General features: G+C 30.3%; 21 protein-coding genes. 5 read left to right on the forward strand and 16 right to left on the reverse strand.

Annotation, left to right across the window (positions count from 1 at the left end):
- From L2Z92_RS05645 to L2Z92_RS05670, 6 genes are all read right to left on the reverse strand, one after another.
- Positions 1-1,038, reverse strand: a complete 1,038-nt coding sequence (locus tag L2Z92_RS05645; RefSeq protein ID WP_236457860.1) for a VWA domain-containing protein — start codon at positions 1,036-1,038, stop codon at positions 1-3.
- Positions 1,039-1,049: 11 nt separating this feature from the next.
- Positions 1,050-2,057, reverse strand: coding sequence for a vWA domain-containing protein (locus tag L2Z92_RS05650; protein ID WP_236457861.1), 1,008 nt, complete (start codon positions 2,055-2,057; stop codon positions 1,050-1,052).
- Complete coding sequence (locus tag L2Z92_RS05655; RefSeq protein ID WP_236457862.1) at positions 2,054-3,676, reverse strand: BatD family protein; 1,623 nt, start codon at positions 3,674-3,676, stop codon at positions 2,054-2,056. Before L2Z92_RS05655 ends, L2Z92_RS05650 begins: the two co-directional genes overlap by 4 nt.
- 1 nt (position 3,677) lies before the next feature.
- Positions 3,678-4,544, reverse strand: a complete 867-nt coding sequence (locus tag L2Z92_RS05660; protein ID WP_236457863.1) for a DUF58 domain-containing protein — start codon at positions 4,542-4,544, stop codon at positions 3,678-3,680.
- 83 nt (positions 4,545-4,627) lie between these two features.
- A complete protein-coding gene (locus tag L2Z92_RS05665) occupies positions 4,628-5,632 on the reverse strand; it encodes an AAA family ATPase (protein WP_236457864.1) in 1,005 nt (334 codons plus the stop codon).
- A gap of 294 nt (positions 5,633-5,926) precedes the next feature.
- Entirely contained in the window at positions 5,927-7,027 is a 1,101-nt protein-coding gene (locus L2Z92_RS05670; protein WP_236457865.1) for a DUF3103 family protein, read from the reverse strand.
- Positions 7,028-7,255: 228 nt separating this feature from the next.
- On the opposite strand from L2Z92_RS05670, the gene L2Z92_RS05675 reads away from it, so the two are divergent.
- Positions 7,256-8,395, forward strand: a complete 1,140-nt coding sequence (locus L2Z92_RS05675; protein ID WP_236457866.1) for an ATP-binding protein — start codon at positions 7,256-7,258, stop codon at positions 8,393-8,395.
- Between the two features lie 336 nt (positions 8,396-8,731).
- Here L2Z92_RS05675 and L2Z92_RS05680 read toward each other — a convergent pair whose 3' ends face one another.
- From L2Z92_RS05680 to L2Z92_RS05710, 7 genes are all read right to left on the reverse strand, one after another.
- Positions 8,732-9,409 carry a response regulator gene (locus L2Z92_RS05680; RefSeq protein WP_236457867.1) on the reverse strand — a complete coding sequence of 226 codons (678 nt, stop codon included), beginning with the start codon at positions 9,407-9,409 and terminating at the stop codon, positions 8,732-8,734.
- Between the two features lie 10 nt (positions 9,410-9,419).
- Positions 9,420-11,288 (reverse strand): tetratricopeptide repeat-containing sensor histidine kinase, encoded by a 1,869-nt coding sequence (locus tag L2Z92_RS05685; RefSeq protein ID WP_236457868.1) that lies wholly within the window; start codon positions 11,286-11,288, stop codon positions 9,420-9,422.
- Positions 11,289-11,757: 469 nt separating this feature from the next.
- Positions 11,758-12,000: a hypothetical protein gene (locus L2Z92_RS05690; protein ID WP_236457869.1), complete on the reverse strand. Its 243-nt coding sequence runs from the start codon at positions 11,998-12,000 to the stop codon at positions 11,758-11,760.
- Between the two features lie 48 nt (positions 12,001-12,048).
- Positions 12,049-12,279 carry a hypothetical protein gene (locus L2Z92_RS05695; protein ID WP_236457870.1) on the reverse strand — a complete coding sequence of 77 codons (231 nt, stop codon included), beginning with the start codon at positions 12,277-12,279 and terminating at the stop codon, positions 12,049-12,051.
- Between the two features lie 36 nt (positions 12,280-12,315).
- Positions 12,316-12,546, reverse strand: a complete 231-nt coding sequence (locus L2Z92_RS05700) for a hypothetical protein (protein WP_236457871.1) — start codon at positions 12,544-12,546, stop codon at positions 12,316-12,318.
- A 36-nt stretch (positions 12,547-12,582) separates the two neighbouring features.
- Positions 12,583-12,810, reverse strand: a complete 228-nt coding sequence (locus tag L2Z92_RS05705) for a hypothetical protein (protein ID WP_236457872.1) — start codon at positions 12,808-12,810, stop codon at positions 12,583-12,585.
- A 50-nt stretch (positions 12,811-12,860) separates the two neighbouring features.
- Positions 12,861-13,067: a hypothetical protein gene (locus L2Z92_RS05710; RefSeq protein ID WP_236457873.1), complete on the reverse strand. Its 207-nt coding sequence runs from the start codon at positions 13,065-13,067 to the stop codon at positions 12,861-12,863.
- Between the two features lie 212 nt (positions 13,068-13,279).
- Between L2Z92_RS05710 and L2Z92_RS05715 the strand changes: the two genes are divergently transcribed.
- Genes L2Z92_RS05715 through L2Z92_RS05725 form a run of 3 tightly spaced genes read left to right on the forward strand, consistent with a single transcriptional unit; the run spans position 13,280 to position 15,114 of the window.
- Entirely contained in the window at positions 13,280-14,005 is a 726-nt protein-coding gene (locus tag L2Z92_RS05715) for a metallophosphoesterase family protein (protein WP_236457874.1), read from the forward strand.
- A 35-nt stretch (positions 14,006-14,040) separates the two neighbouring features.
- On the forward strand, positions 14,041-14,535 hold the full coding sequence (locus L2Z92_RS05720) for a DUF6646 family protein (protein ID WP_236457875.1): 495 nt from the start codon (positions 14,041-14,043) through the stop codon (positions 14,533-14,535).
- Between the two features lie 3 nt (positions 14,536-14,538).
- On the forward strand, positions 14,539-15,114 hold the full coding sequence (locus tag L2Z92_RS05725) for a PhnA domain-containing protein (protein WP_236457876.1): 576 nt from the start codon (positions 14,539-14,541) through the stop codon (positions 15,112-15,114).
- Between the two features lie 74 nt (positions 15,115-15,188).
- Here L2Z92_RS05725 and amaB read toward each other — a convergent pair whose 3' ends face one another.
- The 3 genes from amaB to L2Z92_RS05740 all read right to left on the reverse strand — a co-directional run bounded on the left by amaB (position 15,189) and on the right by L2Z92_RS05740 (position 18,563).
- Positions 15,189-16,742, reverse strand: a complete 1,554-nt coding sequence (gene amaB / locus L2Z92_RS05730) for an L-piperidine-6-carboxylate dehydrogenase (RefSeq protein WP_236457877.1) — start codon at positions 16,740-16,742, stop codon at positions 15,189-15,191.
- A gap of 86 nt (positions 16,743-16,828) precedes the next feature.
- Entirely contained in the window at positions 16,829-17,359 is a 531-nt protein-coding gene (locus L2Z92_RS05735; RefSeq protein WP_236457878.1) for a 3-hydroxyanthranilate 3,4-dioxygenase, read from the reverse strand.
- Between the two features lie 97 nt (positions 17,360-17,456).
- Positions 17,457-18,563 (reverse strand): endonuclease/exonuclease/phosphatase family protein, encoded by a 1,107-nt coding sequence (locus L2Z92_RS05740; RefSeq protein ID WP_236457879.1) that lies wholly within the window; start codon positions 18,561-18,563, stop codon positions 17,457-17,459.
- Positions 18,564-18,702: 139 nt separating this feature from the next.
- Here L2Z92_RS05740 and L2Z92_RS05745 point away from each other — a divergent pair, with 139 nt between their 5' ends.
- The gene (locus L2Z92_RS05745; protein WP_236457880.1) at positions 18,703-21,504 is read left to right on the forward strand and encodes a TonB-dependent receptor; all 2,802 of its coding nucleotides are present in this window, start codon (positions 18,703-18,705) and stop codon (positions 21,502-21,504) included.
- The last annotated feature ends 10 nt before the right edge of the window (positions 21,505-21,514 follow it).

Consider the following 21,514-nt stretch of genomic DNA (forward strand, 5'->3'; position numbering starts at 1 on the left):
TTACTTTTCATTAAATAAGTTTAATTTTTGCAACCAAGATGTTTTTCTTTCTAAGAAAAAGACATCTAGCAACAAAAGAAAGAAAGCTATCCCAACAAACCATTGAAATTGTGTTTGATATTCTGCAATTTCCTGTGAATCAAATTCTGTTTTTTCAATATTATCTAAAACATTCTTTGTTTTTTCCAAAACTTGCTTAGTGTTATTGCCATCAATGTATGTTGCTTTTGTGCTTTTTGCAATGTTTTGAAGAATCTCTGAATTCAATTTAGTGATAACAACTTCTCCATTTCTATCTTTCTTATATTCAGCAATCACATTATTATCTCCTCTGATAGGAATATTTCCTCCAACTTCGGTTCCAACTCCAATAGTAAGGATTTTTATACCCTTTTCTTTTGCTAATTCACTTGCTTCTTCCGCTCCATCTCCATGATCTTCTCCGTCTGATATTAAAATAATTAGCTTACTTGTATCGACTGCATCAAAATAGGTTGTTGCTAAATTTATCGCGTCGTTTAATGCTGTTCCTTGCGAAGACAACATATTAGTATTCATATTTTGAAGGTACATTTTCGCAATACTATAATCGGTTGTCATTGGCAAAACTGGATAAGCACTTCCTGCATAACCAACAATACCAATTCTATCGTTTCCAAGGGAACTAATTATTTGACTGATTAATTGTTTTGATTTCTCCAATCGATTTGGCGCAATATCTTCAGCCAACATACTTTTGGAAATATCTAAAGCAAAAACTATATCAATTCCTTGGCGCTTAACTGTTTCTATTTTGGTACCAATCTTAGGGTTTACCAACGCAAAGATCAAACCTGTTAACGCTAGAAGTAAGGTCGTAAACTTTAGCACGGGTTTAAATCTTGACTTTGTTGGACTCAATTGTTTAATCAATCCTAAATCTCCAAATTCATTTTGCTTTTTCTTTTTCCAATATACCTGAAATAAGAACAGCCCTATTAATATCGGAATTAATAGTAATAAATATAATAATATTGGTTCTTCTAACTTATGATACATTTTTCATTTTTTTAAACAAATCCTCTAAAAACAGTATTTCTTAATGTAATTTCAATTAATAATAATGCAAAAGCAAACCAAATTAATGGCTTAAACTTCTCATCATAATTAAAATATTTTTTCTCTTCAACCTCTATTGTTTCTAGCTTATTAATTTCAGCATATATTGCTTTCAACTTCTTGTCATCTGTGGCTCTAAAATATTTTCCATCTGTCGTTTCTGCAATTTCTTTCATCAATTTTTCATCAATCTCTACTTGCATATTTCTAAACAAAAATTTCCCAGTTTGATCATCTTTTGCATAAGGAAAAAGAGCCATACCGTTTGTTCCAATACCAATTGTATATACTTTTATACCATATTGTTTGGCAATATCGGCAGCCATTCTAGGGTCTATTGTTCCTGCATTATTAACACCATCAGTTAAAAGAATAATAACCCTACTTTTTGCTTTACTATCTTTTATTCTATTGATTGAAGTAGCGAGTCCTACACCAATTCCAGTTCCATCTGCAATTATAGAATCATCATATTCAACTGTTTTTAATGATTGAAGAATCACTGTTTTATCAGATGTTATTGGTGTTCGCGTATAACTTTCTCCCGCATAAACTACTAATCCAATTCTATCATTTACTCTATCTTCAATAAACCTAGAGGCTACTTTTTTTAAGGCTTCTAATCGATTTGGTTCAAAATCTTTGGCTAACATACTTCCAGAAACATCTATTGCCATGACAATGTCGATTCCTTTTGTGGTTTTCGATTTTGCCGTAACATCTACACTTCTTGGTCGTGCCAAAGCCACAATGATAGATGATAAAGCCAATAGTCTTAAAACAAACAACAAAGGCTTCAATCTTGACAACAATGTTTTAGCATGCATAAAAGGAGCTAAAGAACTCATCTTGATTGTCGCTGTTTGTTTTTTTCTTGTAAAAAAATACCATGCAATTGCAAAAGGCAACAACAAAAACAACCAAAAAAATTCTGGATGTAAAAAAGTCACATTTTTCATTTTCCTGATGTGTTTTTAAGTTCAACTGAATGCATTACTCTTTCCATAATTTCTCTTGCATATTCATCTTCTTCCTTATAAACAACAAACAATTCTTGAGCACCACCAGCTTGTGCAAAAACAATAAATTCATAATTCATTTTTTGTTCTTCACCTTCTGTTGGGTTACCTACTATAAAAGTACCATATACTTTTTTACCTGTTAAGCCTTTTGCATCTTCATAGTCTTCTTCTTTATGCGAGATATTTTTTGCACCCAATAATTCTAGTTGTCTTAAACCATCTTCTAAAGCTAAATCTAAATCAACTACTGTTGTGTCTTTAAATGCAGTTGTGTTTAGAACAATTGAAAAATTATCAAGTATACTTCCATACATGAATTTCGCATTTGCTCTTACATGTTCGGGTAAATTATTTTGAATTCTTTCATCGCTTATTCTTTCTAAAACTTTCGGTGTAGAGATTACAATCGCAGGATCACCATACTCTGATGTTACCCATTCTTCATTTAATAATGATTTTGCATTGTGTCCTAACCAATTCTCTCTAACATAATCTGTTCCCTTGCTTACTCCTACAAAAACACCTCCTATTACAAGCAAGAAGAAAACAACTGACAACGGTATAAGTATTCTTTTAGACTTTTGAGCACGCTCACTTTTGCGTTTTAATTCTTCTGTAAACAAACCTACAGTTTCTTCTTCTGTTCTTGGAATTGCTTTATCTATAGACATCAGAAATGAGTTAATCATTTTTTTGTCGTTTTCAATTTCGAAATCTAATGGTTTCGATTTTGCAAATTTCACTAAATCAGCATTAGACATTACTCTTTTAAATTTATCTAAAGCATCTTGACTTAATTTTATTCTTTTATCTCTTACTGTAACCCTAAGTATTTCATAAAGTTCATTAGATGTGCTTTCCATTGCTGGAATATTTACGGATTCCTCAAGATAATTTCTCGCAATATCTGTTAATTCTGAATAATACGTCTTTGTATCTCCTTTTTGCCAAAGTTCTTTTTCTTCTAGTATTTTCAAATGAGACAATGCTTTTTCAATTGGAGAAGCATAAACTATATCTTCTTTTTTATTTTTTTTAACTTGATATTTTTTTATTAAAAAGTAAAGCAAAAGCCCTAATAAAAGTATTCCAATTATTCCTAGCAACACATATATCCAAAAATAATCAGCTGGTTTTTCAACGGATATAATTTCTTTAATATCATACATCTGTTGTTTTAATGTATCTACCACTATGTTATTAACAACAATTGCAAATGAATCAGTACGAATTGTTTTTTTATTAATTATTACTTGAAGTGGTGGAATTACATATCGACCTGAATCAAATTGTGTTAATCCGTATTTTTTAATTAATTCTAATTCATTATTGTTTTTTATAGAATCGATTGGATAAGATTCTAACACTTCTAATTGTCCGAAAAAAGGACTTTCTGGAAAAGTAACTTTATCCTTTTTAGTAACCTTCGCTTTGATTGTTAAATTAAATTGTGAACCAATTTTAATTTGAGTAGAATCGATATTTGATTGTATCGATTGTGAAAAAGCAAACGAACTAATGAACAGATAAAATAGTATGTGTATTTTTTTCAACATCTTAATTTCTTGCTTTAAAGTAACCTAAAAGTTTTTTTACATAATTTTCATCGACTCTTGAACTCACTGTTCCAGAACCACATTTTGAAAAAGTTTCTGTAAAATACTTCACATTTTCTTTATAATATTTTTCATAATTCATTCGTACACTTTTAGAGTTCGTATCAACTAAAAAGGAACTTCCCGTTTCTGCATCTAACATATTAACCATTCCTAAATTAGGAATAGATTCTTCTCTTTTATCAAAAACTCGTATGCCCGTTAAATCATGTTTTTTCGATGCAATTTTTAAAGTATTCTCATAGTCTTTAACCATAAAATCTGAAATCAAAAAAACAATTGCTTTCTTTTTCATGATGCTTGACAAAAATTTAAGTGCTTGTGCTAGATCTGTCTTTTTACTTTTTGGCTTGAATTCAATTAACTCACGAATAATTCTTAGAACATGTGATTTTCCTTTTTTAGGAGGAATATATAGCTCTATACTGTCTGAAAAAAGTATTAACCCAACTTTATCATTATTTTGGGTTGAAGAAAAAGCTAATGTTGCTGCAATTTCTGTAACAATTTCACTTTTAAATTGATTGGTTGTACCAAAACTTTCAGAACCACTACAGTCAACCATTAACATCATGGTTAACTCTCTTTCTTCTTCAAAAACTTTTACATAAGGTTCATTATAACGTGCTGTTACATTCCAGTCGATTGCCCTAACATCATCTCCATATTGATATTGACGGACTTCCGAAAAAGTCATTCCTCTTCCTTTAAACGATGTGTGATATTCTCCCGAAAAGATATGATTGCTCAATCTTCGGGTTTTTATTTCAATTTTTCGAACTTTCTTTAGAATTTCTTTCGTATCCATTTTATTTAGTAATTAGTGGTTAGTAATTAGAATTAGTCAATACACAATAATGTTTATTACTAATCGCTTGTTACTAGTTATTACTAAGGCACTTCTACTTCGTTTACGATTTTATTAATAATGTCTACTGAAGTAATATTTTCTGCTTCAGCCTCATAAGTAATACCAATTCTATGACGCAATACATCATGAACTACCGCTCTTACGTCTTCAGGAACGACATAACCTCTTCTTTTTATGAATGCGTAGCATTTTGCAGCAACAGCTAAATTAATACTTCCACGAGGAGATGCTCCAAAACTTATTAATGGTTTTAAATTTTCTAATTTATATTTTTCTGGATAACGTGTTGCAAAAACAATATCTAATATATATTTTTCAATTTTCTCATCCATATATACTTCTCTAACCGCTTGTTGCGCTCTAATAATTTGTTCTACAGAAACAACTGGGTTAACCTTAGCATATTCACCTGCTAAATTTTGACGAATAATCATTCTTTCGTCTTCCATTTTTGGATAGTCTATAACCGTTTTCAACATAAAACGGTCCATTTGAGCTTCTGGTAGTGGATAAGTTCCTTCTTGTTCTACTGGATTTTGAGTTGCCATAACCAAAAATGGTTTATCTAACTTAAAACTTTCATCTCCAATTGTAACTTGTTTTTCCTGCATCGCCTCTAATAGTGCCGATTGCACTTTTGCTGGTGCACGATTAATTTCATCGGCTAATACAAAATTTGCAAAAATTGGTCCTTTCTTAATTGTAAAATCATTGTCTTTTACACTATAAATCATTGTACCAACAACGTCAGCTGGCAAAAGATCAGGTGTAAATTGAATTCTACTAAACGACCCTTTAACAGCTTGTGAAAGTGTATTAATTGCCAATGTTTTCGCTAATCCTGGAACACCTTCCAAAAGAATATGTCCTTGTCCTAGAAGACCAATAAGTAATCTTTCGATCATATATTTCTGACCAACAATCACTTTATTCATCTCCATTGTTAGTAAATCTACAAACGCACTTTCTCTTTCTATTTTCTCATTAATTGCACGAATGTCTAAAGCAGCTGTATTTTCTTCCATTGTCATATAATTTTGTGTCAAATTTTCAAAAAATAATTAACAATTCAAAATTGAAAATTAATTTAGGACTACGATGTTAATATACCGTTAAAAAAAACAACAAAACTAGTGTTTTGAGACTTATTTATGATTTTATTTTTATTTTTTTAAGAAATGTTAATACAAAAATCATCAATTGAGAAATAAACAGATACTAATCAACGCTTTAACCATATTTTTAAAAATATATTTAAAAAACATAAAAAAAGCACATTTTAGAAAATGTGCTTTAAACTTTTTGAGTTTATTAGTTAGCTATAATGTTTCAAAAGAATATGTAATTGAAGCATTATTACTTGCTCCTTTCTTTAATTGATTAACATTTTGCTTTCTAATAATATAATATTGATCAATTTCATCATCTGAATCTTTAGACCAATTTCCTTTTATTGCGTCAAGAACTGAAGTTACAGTATTTACGACAAACGGAGTCCAAACTACATCGCCTGTTCCAATTGTTACTCCTGTTCCAATCGCTTTTATAACAATATTTATAACTGTTGCATAATCAAATCCTGAATCTTCTTCCATGATAATCATAGTTGCTGCATTTCTTGTATGCTCATTCCAGAAAACGAATGGTTGTTCTGGAGTATAAAGTACATTTTTTTTCTTAATGTATGGCATTTGCAAAACTCTAAGAGGTGGTACAGATGGATCATTGAAATTTTTATCAAAATTAAAAACAATCGCATAAATTTCTGGGTTACCTTTAAACCAAGGTTCCTCTACATCTGCTAGTTTTATAGCGTCTATTTTATTAAAATCTACAGCAGTAGACTTGTTAGCAACATTATCCGTTAACTTGTAATCATATCCTCTTTTCTTAAGCTCTTCATTGAACGAATTCATGTTTTTTTGAAACTCAAATTTACCATGTTGATCTATAAAAAGCATCGGTTTATCGCTTGGTTTCAAAGCATCTACAATTATTTTATTTCCGTTAATATCTACTCCTTCTAATTTTTTAACATTATCATCAATTGGTACAAAAAGAATCTGTAAGTCATTTAGAAAATTAGAATTCATTTTCTCTTGATTATAAACAAAGCACTCTAAAATTCCTTCTTTTCTAATCTCTTCAGAAATAAATTCTTCATCATTTTTCATGTTTAAAGAATTAAAAACTTCAGTAAGCAATACCTCGTTTTGATCTTTAAACTTCTCATTACTAAACAGATTTATTCCACTTGAACTTTTTATCGAATTTGCAATATATTTTGCTAATTCAATTTTGTCCGAAGATAAATAACTCGATTCATTGCTTTCGTTTTCAACAACTGGTTCGTTGTTACAAGAAAAGAAAAAAGTAGATATTGCTAAAAGCGAAGCAATTTTTCTAAAGTTTGTTTTCATAATTTTCAATGTTTAGTTTAATTAATACTATTTGTTTTTTTGATTTTAGTACTGTAAAACTACGATACTACTACAATAATTCGGATACAGAATAATTGCCTTTGTTGTTAAAGTTTATTCGTTATTTTTAACACACTAATATCTCACAATCAACATTATAATTTATATTTAAAAGATTTTGAATCCGCTGAAATAAAACAGTAAATTAGTAGCAAATTATTTCTAAAGATGCTAAATAAAAGATTACTGATAAAAAATTTATTAGCCCATAATGACGAGAATAGTTTTTATGATAAAAAGCGGCAATTAAACTTACACAGCAAAGAAGGAAAAGCAAAATTTTTAAAACACATTTGCGCTTTATCAAACTCTAATCCGGCAAACAATTCATATATTGTTGTTGGTGTTGAAGATGAAAACAATGAAATTGTTGGTGATGATTTTTTTGATGATAGTAAAATTCAAAACCTTGTCAATGCCTATTTAGAAAACCCTCCTAAAATTCAATATGAAAATATTCCTTTCCCTAACTTACCTTTAAACAAAGTCATCGGGTTAGTAACAATTATGCCAAAAAGTAAAACATCTCGTTTTAAAAAAGGAATTCATACAATAATTGCTAATACTATTTTTATACGCATTGGAAGTAACTCCACACCAACTGAAGAAAAAGTGAGATTTTCAAAAACAAACATTGAAACATTAATTAGTATTGAAAACAATTCGAGAAACAGCATTAAACACACTTTAGATGGTGTTTTAGACTTTATTAACAATAGACACAAAGATTTACATTCCGACTATAACGTTTTTAAAGAATTGTTTGTTGTTTGCTGGGCTGGAAATAAGAAAAAAGTCCGGGACAAAACTTTCTATTCTAGGGTAGACATTGAGCTTATTAACGAACAAATAAAGCTTTTCTACTCAACACAAGATGATGTTACTATTGATTATGATGAAACTTCCTTTGTTATTACAGAATATATTGCCTTAGGAATTAACGACAAAACAAGTTATTATCCGTTAGAAAAAGTAACAATTACCTTTTTTGATAATGGATATTACAAAATCGATTCTGAAATGATTTTCACACCTCCTTTATACAACAAGAGAATACTTCATCACATATACAACTCTACTATTAGCTTGATAAAAAAATTAGAAAACAACACCTCATTAAGCAAAAGAGAATTAAAAGATGTAGAGAACATCTCATCAACTCTTATGATTTGTTATTGGAATGGATTTGATGATGCTAAAACTAGATTAATAAACACTAAAAACCATCTTAAAAGACATAATTCAAGCGAAGCTTATACTAGCTTTAAAGAAACAATGAGAATTTTAAGAAAAATGAAATACAATTAGTTGAAATTATGATTGCTTTCTTTGTTATTTCTAAAAAATATCAACATTGAATAGGCAACAATAATGACGACACCTAAAACATAGACTATTTTTAGCTGCGTACTATACTCTAAAAGCAAAAGCTTAGTCTCAAATTCATGAAAGAGTAAATTATATAATAATTCCATAACAGCACAAAACCATAATAAACTTACTATTAACAATAATATTAGAGTTTTTATAAAATAGGATGGTTTATTAAATATTTTCATAAATGTTGCTATTACACAACATAAATTTACAAACTAATTAACATACAATTTTACAACTTTATTATAGATTTTGTTAAACATTTACTTACACAAAACCATGTTTCTTAGCTTCTCTAACAATATCTTCATCAGAACCACCTTTTACACAAAAATAATCTTTTATCTGTGCTTTTCTTTTATCTATAGAGCTTTGAGCAAGGTTAACATAGTTAGGTAGGTTTTTAGACAAAACACCTTGCGCTAATAAAGAAATTATTGTTCTATTGCTTTCGTCTAAGAATACATTATTCCTTACAGCTAGCATTTCTTGAATACTTTCATTCACAGTTTTACTAACATATTTTTCTTTGTTAATAATAACTTCAAATGCTTTTAAGAATTCATCTGCTGTGAAATCACTTTTAACCAATAGTCCATCTGGGTCTATCGTTTTTTGTATATCGAATAAAATGAATGCTTCTGCATGCGAAGTAAGCATTACAATTTTTGCGAATGGATATTTTTTTCTTGCAAACAAGGCAAGATCTTGTCCAGAGTTCATATTAGCTACTTCATAAGGAGGCAGACTTAAATCTAAGAAAATCATATCAAACTCATAAATATCTTCAGATTGAGACATTCTTTTGTATGCAGTTTCACAATCAAAAGCTGGTGTAACATTAATTTTGTACCCTAACTCATTATAAGAAAGTATACTTTTATACCCCTCTATCATTGAAGGATGATCATCTACCATGAAAATGTTAATTGTTTTTGAGCTCATAATATTACTTTTATTTTATTGGTATTTTTAAAAACAGAGTTGTTCCTTTCCCTATTTCTGATTCAATATTTAATTCACCGTTAACAGCAGTCGATCGTTGAAGCATATTTTTAATTCCAATACCTTTTTTAGCTTTGCTTACATTAAACCCATCTCCATCATCTCTTATTTGTAAAGTTACAATTTTTTCTTGTTTTACAATACTAACGTTTATAGTTTTAGCATTAGCATATTTATTACAATTATTTAGTGCTTCTTGCAATATTCTATAAATATGCATTTTTATTTCTACATCAAAAGTATCCCACTGAACTTCTTTATCGATACTATAAGTACAATCCGGAGAATAAAGATTCTGTTGATCTATTAATAATTCGGTAAGTATACTTTTAAAATTACTTTTTTCAGAGAATACATCATTACTAAGCTCGTGTGCAATTGCTCTAACTTCTTTTTCTATATTTTGAATTTCATTTACATGTCCAATACATTTTTGAATGGTCTCCTCATCTGTTCTTCTTGTCAAAATATACAAATTTAATCTAGTACTTGCTAATTTATTCATGACTCCATCATGTAATTCTCTAGCGATTCTATTTTTTTCAACATGCTTTACCTCATCAAGCTTTACTTGTTGATCTAACATTAATTGATAAATTTCCTCATTGGTCTTTTGTTGGTCTTGGATTAATATCAGCTCTTTCTGTCTTGACCTCTGAAATAAAATTATATATAGTAACGCTACAAACAAAACGACTAGAACCGCAATAGTAATTATTCTTTTATTTTCACTCGAAATGACTTCATTTTCATGTATTATTTCATCAGTTTCGAATTCAATTCTTGCTAATTTATTTCGCGTTGCCCTTTCGAGATCATACAAACTATCGCTTAGTTTAATATACTTTTTTGCATAGTAAAGCCCTTTTTTTGGAATGATCTTTGTATATAAATCTAGTGTTTTTAATAAATCCTGATTATAACTTGACTTTAGAGCAAGTGCGTTAGCTTCATCATTTAATTCTAGTGCTTTTGCAATATTTCCCTTCGTTAAATAGTATTCTGAAAGATGTATTTTACTTCTTATTATACCTGCTATATTACCTATACTATCTCTAATCAAAAGAGATTTATTGAAATCTTCATAAGCATCAATTCTTTCTAATTTAAACTTAGAATATCCTAAATTATCCATTAAAGCAGAATATACTGTAGGATGTAAACGTATTAAATTTTTTACAGCAAGACCTTTAGAAAAGTTTTCAATTGCCTTTTCATATTGTTTATTCTTCAGGTATACAAGCCCCAAGTTATTAAACGTTTGCGCTTTAAAAATATCATAAAATGGATTTTTCTTTAGTTTATCAATCTGAATAAGAGCTTTACTATGATAATAAAGCGCTCTATCATAATTATCTAAACCTAGCAAACAACTTCCTAAATTAACATAGCATTCGTAAATTAAAACATCATCATTTATTTCATTAGATAGATCAAGTGCTTTAATTGTAGCCGTTTCGCTACCCATAAAATCTTTTTCATACAATAAAATATATGCCTTGTATAAAATAGTATTTATTAAATTTACTTTATCATCAATTTTTAGATAGATTTTTTCTGCTTTATTATAATACCAATATGCACTATCATTTCTTGCTTTTTCAAAATGATAATCTCCAAGATAATAAAGTGCTTTAGCAATTGTTGACGAATCCTTACTCGATTTCCCCAACTCAAGAGCTTCTTGAGTTACTGTTTTGTATTTTTCAAGTTCATAAAGCGAAAAATACCTATTTGCAACTTTAAAATGATTCCTTCTAAGAGTAGAATCGTTACTTTTCTGCTGAAGTTCGGCATAGGCAGAGTCACTAAACTTCATCCTATTTTCATGTAAAAAAGTTTCATCCTGAGCATTAGACAAATACTTATTTATCTTTTGATTAGACACAAAAATAAGTTGCTCAGATTTTTTCTTATTTGAGCAACTTATTAAAGATAAAAATAACGTAATTATAATAATTTGTCTCAATAGACTTTGATTTAAAATTTAACACTATTGTTACAAATTTAAAAAAATTTATCCAAAAGCAACTTTTTTTTAAGTTATACAAATGAATCTTCCAAATCCTCATCAAAAAGACTGACAAACTAAAGACAAAGTATTTCGTTTAGGTTTTATTATCGGGTCAGTAAAAATAAAAAACGAATAAAAAACAGATAATTAAAATGGCAATCAATTTTTCAATATAAGTTGTATAAATATACATTCAATAGTTACATAATAAATTTAACTAAATTCCAAGAAGGAACCTAAATTATATAAAACAAAATAACTGATGTTTAAAAAATCAATCTCTTTTTGGCTTTACAATTGGATCTGTACTATCAACATTATCTCCTGCATTATCATACTCTGGTACTTCTGTGGTTCCATCATCTTCAACCGTTCCGTCTCCATCTTTATTCATAAACGAAGTATTTGACTTTACTGTAGTATCTTCCATCTGAACATCATACGCATCGGTTGTACATGAAACCATTGAAAATACAAATCCTATAATCGTCACTAAATATACTATACTTTTTTTCATCCTGTTTTTATTTTTAATGTTTAACAAAAATATTTATGTTTTTTTTAATTAATCTCTTTTTGGCTTTACAATTGGATCTGTGCTTTCCGCTTTATCTCCTTCAGGTTGGTCTGTTGTTCCGTCATCTTCAACCACACCGTCCCCATCTTTATTCATAAACGAAGCATCTAACTTTTCTGTAGTATCTTCCATCTGAACATCATACGCTTCGGTTGTACATGAAACCATCGAAAGCATGAAAACTAAAACCATTACTAAATATATTGTACTTTTTTTCATCTTGTTTTATTTTTTTATTTATCCTAACTGTTTTTTTTAATCTCTTTTTGGCTTTACAATTGGATCTGTACTTTCCGCACTATCTCCTTCTGGTTGATCTGTTGTTCCGTCATCTCCACCCACACCGTCTCCATCTTTATTCATAAACGAAGCATCTAACTTTTCTGTAGTATCTTCCATCTGAACATCATACGCTTCGGTTGTACATGAAACCATCGAAAGCATGAAAACTAAAACCATTACTAAATATATTGTACTTTTTTTCATCTTGTTTTATTTTTTTATTTATCCTAACTGTTTTTTTTAATCTCTTTTTGGCTTTACAATTGGATCTGTACTTTCCGCATTATCTCCTTCTGGTTGATCTGTTGTTCCGTCATCTCCACCCACACCGTCTCCATCTTTATTCATAAACGAAGCATCTAAATTTTCTGTAGTATCTTCTTGAACATCATACGCATCGGTTGTACATGAAACCATCGAAAATGCAAACCCTAAAATCATTACTAAATATGCTAGACCTTTTTTCATCCTGTTTTTATTTTTAATGTTTAACAATTAAATATTTATGTTTTTTTTAATTAATCTCTTTTCGGCTTTACAATTGGATCTGTACTATCATAATCCAAATCATCGTCGTCCTCTGTTACTTCATTTTTATAGAATTGAATTTTATCCTCTTGAATCGTAATAGATTCAGTTGATGAATCATAAGAATCTGTTGTGCAAGATGTTAATAATATATTTAATCCAAATATCATTAAGACAACTAATAGAGCTCTTTTCATACTATTAAAAATTTTAAGTTTGTTTGTATTGTTTTTTTTCATTACTTTTTATATCTTTTTTGAGGCAGTCAAACTTTATTAATTTGTAACACCTTATTTTTGTTATTTCAAAAATAAGGTGTTACAATGTTTAAATTTTACAACTTTTCTGCCGATTTTGTTAAAGTTTACAAACACACAAGTTTCTAATAATCAATTATTTAGTTTAAAAAATGAAAAAATTAGTCATAGGAGATATTCATGGAGGGCTCAAGTCGCTCCATCAAGTACTAAATAGAGCATTAATCTCTAAAAAAGATGTATTGATTTTTTTAGGTGATTATGTAGATGGATGGAGTCAATCTACAGAAGTAATAGATTTTTTAATTTCATTAAAAAATACGCACAATTGCATTTTCATAAAAGGAAATCACGATGATTTATTATTAAACTATTTAAAAACAAATCAGGCACATGAGGAATGGTTAATTCATGGAGGACAAACAACAATGAATTCATATCAAAAATTATCTAAACCTCACATTGAAAAACATATTGATTTTTTAGAATCTTTATTACCTTATTATATAGATGAAGAAAACAGATTATTTATTCATGCAGGATTCACAAATCAAAAAGGAGTTGAACACGAATATTTCACTTCCTTATTTTTTTGGGATAGAACATTATGGGAAACTGCATTGGCATTAAACCCTAAACTCTCCAAAGAAGATACTAAATACCCCAAACGATTAAGTCTTTATAATGAAATATTTATAGGCCACACACCTGTTACTAAAATCGGGCACGAAACACCTTTTAAAGCCGCAAACATATGGAATATAGATACTGGTGCAGCATTTACAGGAAAACTTACTTGCTTAGACATAGACTCTAAACATTTTTGGCAAAGTGATTCTTTACCATCGTTATATCCAAATGAAAGAGGAAGAAATTAACTTATATTTTTATATTTGCATTAAATATAAATGTAATGAAAAAAATTTTAATCTTAACAGTACTATTCACGAGTATTGTAAACGGACAGGTGTTTTCAGGAAAAGGTGATGCAAAATTTCAAATTGGAGCCAATTTTCAAAATAAAGGAAACGGAATAATTGCAACATTTGACAAGGGAATCAGTCAAAACATGTCATTTGGATTTACAACTTCCTACATTCTAGGAATCGAAGAAGTATTAGGAGAGAAACCAAATTTTGACGACCGTTTCGATTTTAGAGCAAGATTTAGTGCAAATATTGCAGATATTTTCAACATAGAAGACAAATTTGATGTTTATCCCGGATTAAATGTTGGAATTAAAAATTTTGGTGCCCATTTAGGAGGTCGCTATTATTTCACAGATGCTTTTGGTGTATATTCTGAGGTACAATTTCCAATAGCATATTATGACAACAGTCCAGCTAATTTTGTTGAAAAATATAACAATCAATTTAACTTCTCAATAGGAGCAAGTTTCAATTTATAAACAATGAGTGTAATAGAAAAAAAGTTAAAAGATAGAAGTGACTCAAAATGCGAATTATGTGGTAATGAACATGATTTATTAGTTTTTAATGTCGCTCCAAACACAGAAGAAAGTTTAGATCAATCGATCTTAGCATGCTCAACATGTATCGATCAAATTGAAAATCCCGAAAAAACAGACCCTTCTCACTGGCATTGTTTAAATGATAGTATGTGGAATGAAAACCTACCAGTACAAGTTGTTTCATGGAGAATGCATGCACGTTTAAAAAATCACGACATGCTAGATATGATGTATTTTGATGAAGAAACTTTAGAGTGGGCAAAAGCTACTGGAGAAGGAGAAGAAGAAGATGAAAACAAAATTATTCACAAAGACAGTAACGGTGTAATTTTACAAGACGGAGACTCTGTTGTATTAATTAAAGATTTAGATGTTAAAGGAGCTACATTCACTGCAAAACGTGGCGCAGCTGTTCACAATATTAAATTAGTTTGGGACGATGCAAATCTTATTGAGGGTAGAGTTGAAAACCAAAATATTTATATTTTGACACAATATGTTAAGAAGACAAAATAAAATTTTGTGAAAAATATTCCAAATAAAAACCCTGCAAATAGCAGGGTTTTATATTTATATTCAATTCTAAAAAACTACAAATCAAATTTAATTCCTTGCGCTAAAGGTAATTCATCTGAGTAGTTAACAGTATTAGTTTGTCTTCTCATATATACTTTCCAAGCATCTGACCCAGACTCACGTCCACCACCAGTTTCTTTCTCACCACCAAACGCTCCACCAATTTCAGCACCTGAAGTACCAATATTTACGTTAGCAATTCCACAGTCAGAACCAGCGAATGATAAGAACTTCTCAGCTTCTTTCATTTCGTTTGTCATAATTGCAGAAGATAATCCTTGAGCAACACCATTTTGAACTTCAATAGCATTTTCAACATCACCACTATACTTCATTAAATATAAAACTGGCGCAAATGTTTCATGCTGTACTATTTTGAAATGATTTTCAGCTTCAATAATAGCAGGCTTCACGTAACATCCAGATTCATATCCTTCACCAGAAAGAACTCCACCTTCAACTAACACTTTTCCACCTTCAGCTTTAGCTGATTCAATAGCTGCTAAATAAGTATTTACAGAATCTTTATCAATAAGTGGTCCAATATGATTTCTTTGATCTAATGGATTTCCAATTGTTAACTGCCCGTAAGCACCAACAATTGCATCTCTTACTTTATCGTAAACTGATTCGTGAATGATTAAACGTCTTGTAGATGTACATCTTTGCCCCGCAGTTCCTACAGCTCCAAATACAGCTCCTGGCACAACAACTTTTAAATCTGCAGTTGGAGTAATAATAATAGCATTATTTCCACCTAATTCTAATAAAGATTTCCCGAAACGCTCTGCAACTTTTGCTCCAACGATTCTTCCCATTCTTGTTGAACCTGTAGCAGATATTAATGGAATTCTTGTGTCGTTAGTCATCATTTCACCAACCGTATAATCACCATTAATGATACAAGAAATGCCTTCAGGTAAATTATTTTCTTTTAAAACCCCAGCAATAATATTTTGACAAGCAATTGTACATAAAGGTGCTTTTTCAGAACCTTTCCATACACAAACATCTCCACAAATCCAAGCTAAAGCAGTGTTCCAAGCCCAAACTGCAACTGGAAAGTTGAAAGCAGAAATAATACCAACAACACCAATAGAATGCCATTGCTCTCTCATTACGTGACCGGGACGCTCAGAAGGAATTGTTTGTCCATTCAATTGACGAGATAATCCAACTGCGAAATCACAGATATCGATCATCTCTTGAACTTCGCCATATCCTTCTTGTAAAGATTTACCCATTTCGTAAGAAACCAATTTCCCTAACGGTTCTTTTAATTCTCTCAATTTGTTTCCAAATTGACGAACAATTTCTCCTCTTTGTGGAGCTGGAATTGCTCTAAATGTTTTAAAAGCAGAAGTTGTAGCTTGCATTACTTTTTCGTAATCTGCTGCAGTAGTTGTTTTTACTTTTCCTATTAATTGACCATCAACTGGTGAATAACTTTCAATGATTTCTCCGTTTGAAAACCATTCGTTTCCTGTTGAGGTTCCCTCGTTAATGGCTTTTACTCCTAGTTTTTCTAGTGCTTCAACCATTCCGAATTGTTGTGCTATTGTTGACATTGTAACTTTTTTTAGTGTTTTTGTTATATTTATACAAATGTATGAAATTGATTTTAATTATCTCCTTTTGACAAATTGATAGTTAATTAAAGGAATTTTGGATCTACTTTCATAACTGTGTTGCATTTTTCACATGTTCTTTTTTCTTCAGACAAATAAAAATCTTTAAAATGTTCTAAGAAGTCTTTTTCAATATCATGTAATTCAAAATAAACTTCATGTAATTTATGATTACAATTATCACAAAACCATAATAAGCCGTCTTTTCCAGGCAATCCTTTTCGTTTTCTCTCAATCACTAGACCAATTGACCCTTCTGTTCTATTTGGTGAATGCGGAATTTTAGCAGGATGAAGGTACATATCTCCAGCTTTAAGCGTCATAGTTTCTTTTTTTCCTTCATCTTGAATATATATTTCAATCTCACCTTCTAATTGATAGAATAATTCTTCCGTCTCATTATAATGGTAGTCTTTTCTAGAGTTAGGTCCACCAACAATCATTACAATATAATCTCCAGAATCTATATATAAATTTTTATTGGCAACAGGTGGTTTTAACAAATGTCTGTTGTTTTCAATCCACTTAGTCAAATTAAAAGGTTTCTGTATACTCATTATAAAAAAATTTAAACCATAAAATTAATAAAAAAAGAAAAGGTTAGCCATAATTATCAATTATTAACTAACCTTTTTTTATTACAAAGTACTTTTCTTAATTTACTTGCTTAATCAAATAAAGATAAACAGGAAGGTGATCACTATAACCTGGAACACCATTTGAATTTCTTTTTGGATATCCTTTCCAACGTCCTTCATTCTGAATCAAATAAGGCTTCTTAAATACCTGAGCTTTCCAATATTTCCAAGAAGCATAATTAGTACCTAGTAAAGGTTCTGAAACGATCATCTGATCAAAAATATTCCATGAATCTCTATAACCTAAAGTTCCGATACCTTGTTTGTGCATTTTCTCCATTGGATTATACATTCCAAATTCTTTTACATCTTCCTTTTTTCCAATAGCCTTAATTCCTTTTTTAACACTCTTATTAGTAGGGTCATCATTCAAATCTCCCATTGTAATAATTTTAGCTTTTGGATTTATTTTATATAAGGAATCAATAATTGTTCTATTCAATGCCCCAGCAGCTTCACGATTTGGACTACTTTTCTTCTCTCCACCTGAACGAGACGGCCAGTGATTTACAATAAAACTTATTTCCTCTCCATCTAAGTAGCCCGTTACAAGCAATTGATCTCTTGTATAGATTCTCTTCGTATTATTATCAACTTCTAAATTATCATCTGTAACTTCTTCAGTCTCCTCTTTCTCCTTTTTATTATTTCTTTCTGCATCTTTATATATATACAATGGCACATTCGTATAACTTACTGGAGTAAAATATTTTTCTTGATACAACAAAGCTACATCAATCCCTCTTTTATCTGGTGAATCAAAGTGGATGATCTTATACCCTTTGTCAATCAATTTAGGATGCTTTACCAAGTCCTCTAAAACTTGTCTGTTTTCAATCTCACATGCACCAATGACTACAGGAGAATTGGAAGGGTTTTCGTCTGTTCCAATCTCAATAATTACTCTGGATAAATTATCTAACTTCTTTCTATAATTCTTATACGTCCAACCATTTGTGGGAGTATATTCTTCATCATAAGTGTTAGGATCATTAATTGTGTCAAATAGATTCTCAAAGTTATAAAAAGCAACAGTGTGAATCTTAAATTTTTTTTCTTGAGCAAATGAGTGATTTATTACAAAAATCACAAAAAAAATGGCTAATAATTGTTTAGTTTTCATAAAATGAAATGTTATGTTATTATCAAGTTTATTACAAAACGGGTGCCAAAGGTATATAATATTATTAAAATTTGTACATTTGCAGGCTGTTAAGTTTTAAATCTTAACGTTAAGATAATTAATAATTTTAATTAAATTTATGAAAAAATTTTTACTCAGTGCCTTATTGTGTCTATTTGGGTTTGCTATGCATGCACAACAAAACCCAGCGCTGAAAGGTAAAGTCATTGACTCAAAGAATCAAAAACCACTTCAAAATGTTGTTGCAACTATTCAAAGCACGAATCAATCTGTAACAACCGATTTTGAAGGGAATTTTTTCTTTCAAATACTACCTTCTGGAGAACCTGTCCTTTTAATAAGTTCCACTGGATTCAAAACCAAGACATTTATATTAGAGCCTACAGAAGGTGAAACTCTAGATTTAGGAGTTATTAGCCTAGAAGAAGATATAACAACAGAATTACAATTAAGTTTAGTTACAATAACAGAAAATGATTTAGGTGACGATAACTCTGGTTCAGAAAGCACTTCTGGATTATTACAATCTTCAAGAGACACCTATCAACAAGCAGCAGCTTTCAATTGGGGTCAAGCTAGATTTAGAATACGTGGATTGGATAATGCTTATGGAAAAACTATGATAAATGGTATTTCTATGAACAAAATTTATGACGGTAGACCACAATGGAGCAACTGGGGAGGATTGAATGACGCAACTCGTAATCAAGAATTCTCGATGGGATCAACCGCTTCAGATTACACATTTGGTGGTGCGCTTGGAACTCAAGAAATTAACACAAGAGCTTCTTTCTACAGACCTGGTAACAGAATTACTATGTCAAGTACAAATACCAATTATAGCTGGAGAGCAATGGGAACACATGCTTCTGGTTTAAACAAAAACGGATGGGCATTTGTAGTATCTGGATCAAGAAGATGGGCTCAAGAAGGTTATTTTGACGGAACAGATTATGGTGCAAATTCATTATTTGCAAGTGTTGAGAAAAAAATCAACGATAAACATAGTATCAATTTTACTTCTATTTACGCACAAAACAGTAGAGGAAAAAGCTCTCCTAACACTCAGGAAGTTACTGATTTAATGGGAGTAAAATACAACTCTTATTGGGGGTGGCAAGATGGTAAAAAACGCAACTCTAGAGATAAAGACATTGCAGAACCAATCAATATGTTATCTCATTATTGGAAAATAAATGAAAACACTTCATTAAATACTAATGTTGCTTACCAAATTGGAACAATAGGAAACACAAGAATTGACAACCAAACGGCTAACAATCCTGATCCGACCTATTATAGAAACTTACCAAGTTATTATTTAAACACTCACAATAATGATGGTGTTTGGACACCAAATTATGCACAAGCGAGCATTGCAGAAAGCTATTTTCTGGCGAATAATCAAATTAATTGGACAAGTATTTATACTGCTAACCAAAATAGTGCTGACCAAGGAAAGAGTCTTTACGTTTTATATGAAGATAGAACAGATGACAAGTTATGGAGCGCAAATACTGTCTTAAATACTAGTTTATCTGACAACATCACAATGAATGCAGCTGTAAACTTTAAAAGGTTAAAATCTCATAATCATCAAAATCTTTTAGATTTATTAGGCGGTGATTACTTCTTAGATATTGACCCATTTTTTACAGGTAATGCAATTCAATCTGACTTAAACAATCCAAACAGACAAGTGAAAGAAGGTGATACTTATGGATATAACTATAATCTTTTCGCAACAACTTTTGATGGATTTACACAATTTAAATTTGCTTACGACAAAATTGATTTCTATTTAGCACAATCTTTCTCTAGATCAGAATACAAAAGAGAAGGTTTATATAGAAATGGCATCTATGCTAATAATTCTTTTGGAGACAGTAACTCTAAAGTTTTTGAAAACTTTGGTTTTAAAGGTGGTATGACATACAAAATCAATGGTCGTCATCTAGTAGACTTTAATGCAATGTACATGACTGCTGCTCCAAACTTAAGAAATTCATTTTCTAATGCACGTCTAAACAACAACTTTACTCCTAATCTTGAAAGTGAAGCGATTACAAGTGCAGACTTAAGCTACATTATCAGAACACCAAAATTAAAAGCGAGAATTACTGGTTTTTATAATAAAATTAAAAACGCAACGGAAATATCTTTCTTCTACGGAGAAGGAATTGGAGAAGTAGACGCAAGTACTGGATCTGCTGATGATTCTTTTATTAGTGAAATCGTTACAGATTTAGACAAACAATCTTTAGGAGCCGAATTAGGTCTTGAGTATCAAATAACCTCGACAATTAAAGCAACAGTAGCTGCTTCATACGGACAATATATTTACTCAGATAACGCTAAATTATTAACTAATGATGATGGTAGAGCCGCTTTAGGACTTAACTCTATTAGAGATTTCGGAACGGCTTACTTGAAAGATTATCATCAACCAGGTATGCCTCAACAAGCTTACTCTTTTGGTTTAGAATATAGAGACCCTCATTATTGGTGGGTTGGGGCGAATGTAAATTATCTTTCAGATAGCTATTTAGACGTTTCAAGCATTGTAAGAACTAATAATTTTACTATTGACCCTGCAACTGGAATTTCATATCCTGGAGCCAATGAAGAAACAGTAAGAGATTTATTAAAACAAGAAAAGTTTGATTCTTTTATGTTATTAAACTTAATTGGAGGAAAATCTTGGAGAATAAGTTCAAAAAACAGAAACACTTTTGGTTTTTTCGCATCTATCAACAACTTACTTGATATAGAATACAAAACGGGTGGTTTTGAGCAATCAAGAAAAGCAACATTTACAGATCTTCAACAAGATCATGCGAGTGGAACACGTGCCTTTGGACCAAAATATTTTTATGGTTATGGAAGAACGTATTTTGTAAACTTCTATATTAATTTCTAAAAAATATATT

Source organism: Flavobacterium jumunjinense, from assembly GCF_021650975.2.
Classification (GTDB): domain Bacteria; phylum Bacteroidota; class Bacteroidia; order Flavobacteriales; family Flavobacteriaceae; genus Flavobacterium; species Flavobacterium jumunjinense.

Bases quoted from the DNA above. Each gene is read 5' to 3' on its own strand.
- L2Z92_RS05645 (WP_236457860.1), bottom strand. From the start codon at position 1,038: ATGTATCATAAGTTAGAAGAACCAATATTATTATATTTATTACTATTA.
- L2Z92_RS05650 (WP_236457861.1), bottom strand. From the start codon at position 2,057: ATGAAAAATGTGACTTTTTTACATCCAGAATTTTTTTGGTTGTTTTTG.
- L2Z92_RS05655 (WP_236457862.1), bottom strand. From the start codon at position 3,676: ATGTTGAAAAAAATACACATACTATTTTATCTGTTCATTAGTTCGTTT.
- L2Z92_RS05660 (WP_236457863.1), bottom strand. From the start codon at position 4,544: ATGGATACGAAAGAAATTCTAAAGAAAGTTCGAAAAATTGAAATAAAA.
- L2Z92_RS05665 (WP_236457864.1), bottom strand. From the start codon at position 5,632: ATGGAAGAAAATACAGCTGCTTTAGACATTCGTGCAATTAATGAGAAA.
- L2Z92_RS05670 (WP_236457865.1), bottom strand. From the start codon at position 7,027: ATGAAAACAAACTTTAGAAAAATTGCTTCGCTTTTAGCAATATCTACT.
- L2Z92_RS05675 (WP_236457866.1), top strand. From the start codon at position 7,256: ATGCTAAATAAAAGATTACTGATAAAAAATTTATTAGCCCATAATGAC.
- L2Z92_RS05680 (WP_236457867.1), bottom strand. From the start codon at position 9,409: ATGAGCTCAAAAACAATTAACATTTTCATGGTAGATGATCATCCTTCA.
- L2Z92_RS05685 (WP_236457868.1), bottom strand. From the start codon at position 11,288: ATGAAGTTTAGTGACTCTGCCTATGCCGAACTTCAGCAGAAAAGTAAC.
- L2Z92_RS05690 (WP_236457869.1), bottom strand. From the start codon at position 12,000: ATGAAAAAAAGTATAGTATATTTAGTGACGATTATAGGATTTGTATTT.
- L2Z92_RS05695 (WP_236457870.1), bottom strand. From the start codon at position 12,279: ATGAAAAAAAGTACAATATATTTAGTAATGGTTTTAGTTTTCATGCTT.
- L2Z92_RS05700 (WP_236457871.1), bottom strand. From the start codon at position 12,546: ATGAAAAAAAGTACAATATATTTAGTAATGGTTTTAGTTTTCATGCTT.
- L2Z92_RS05705 (WP_236457872.1), bottom strand. From the start codon at position 12,810: ATGAAAAAAGGTCTAGCATATTTAGTAATGATTTTAGGGTTTGCATTT.
- L2Z92_RS05710 (WP_236457873.1), bottom strand. From the start codon at position 13,067: ATGAAAAGAGCTCTATTAGTTGTCTTAATGATATTTGGATTAAATATA.
- L2Z92_RS05715 (WP_236457874.1), top strand. From the start codon at position 13,280: ATGAAAAAATTAGTCATAGGAGATATTCATGGAGGGCTCAAGTCGCTC.
- L2Z92_RS05720 (WP_236457875.1), top strand. From the start codon at position 14,041: ATGAAAAAAATTTTAATCTTAACAGTACTATTCACGAGTATTGTAAAC.
- L2Z92_RS05725 (WP_236457876.1), top strand. From the start codon at position 14,539: ATGAGTGTAATAGAAAAAAAGTTAAAAGATAGAAGTGACTCAAAATGC.
- amaB (WP_236457877.1), bottom strand. From the start codon at position 16,742: ATGTCAACAATAGCACAACAATTCGGAATGGTTGAAGCACTAGAAAAA.
- L2Z92_RS05735 (WP_236457878.1), bottom strand. From the start codon at position 17,359: ATGAGTATACAGAAACCTTTTAATTTGACTAAGTGGATTGAAAACAAC.
- L2Z92_RS05740 (WP_236457879.1), bottom strand. From the start codon at position 18,563: ATGAAAACTAAACAATTATTAGCCATTTTTTTTGTGATTTTTGTAATA.
- L2Z92_RS05745 (WP_236457880.1), top strand. From the start codon at position 18,703: ATGAAAAAATTTTTACTCAGTGCCTTATTGTGTCTATTTGGGTTTGCT.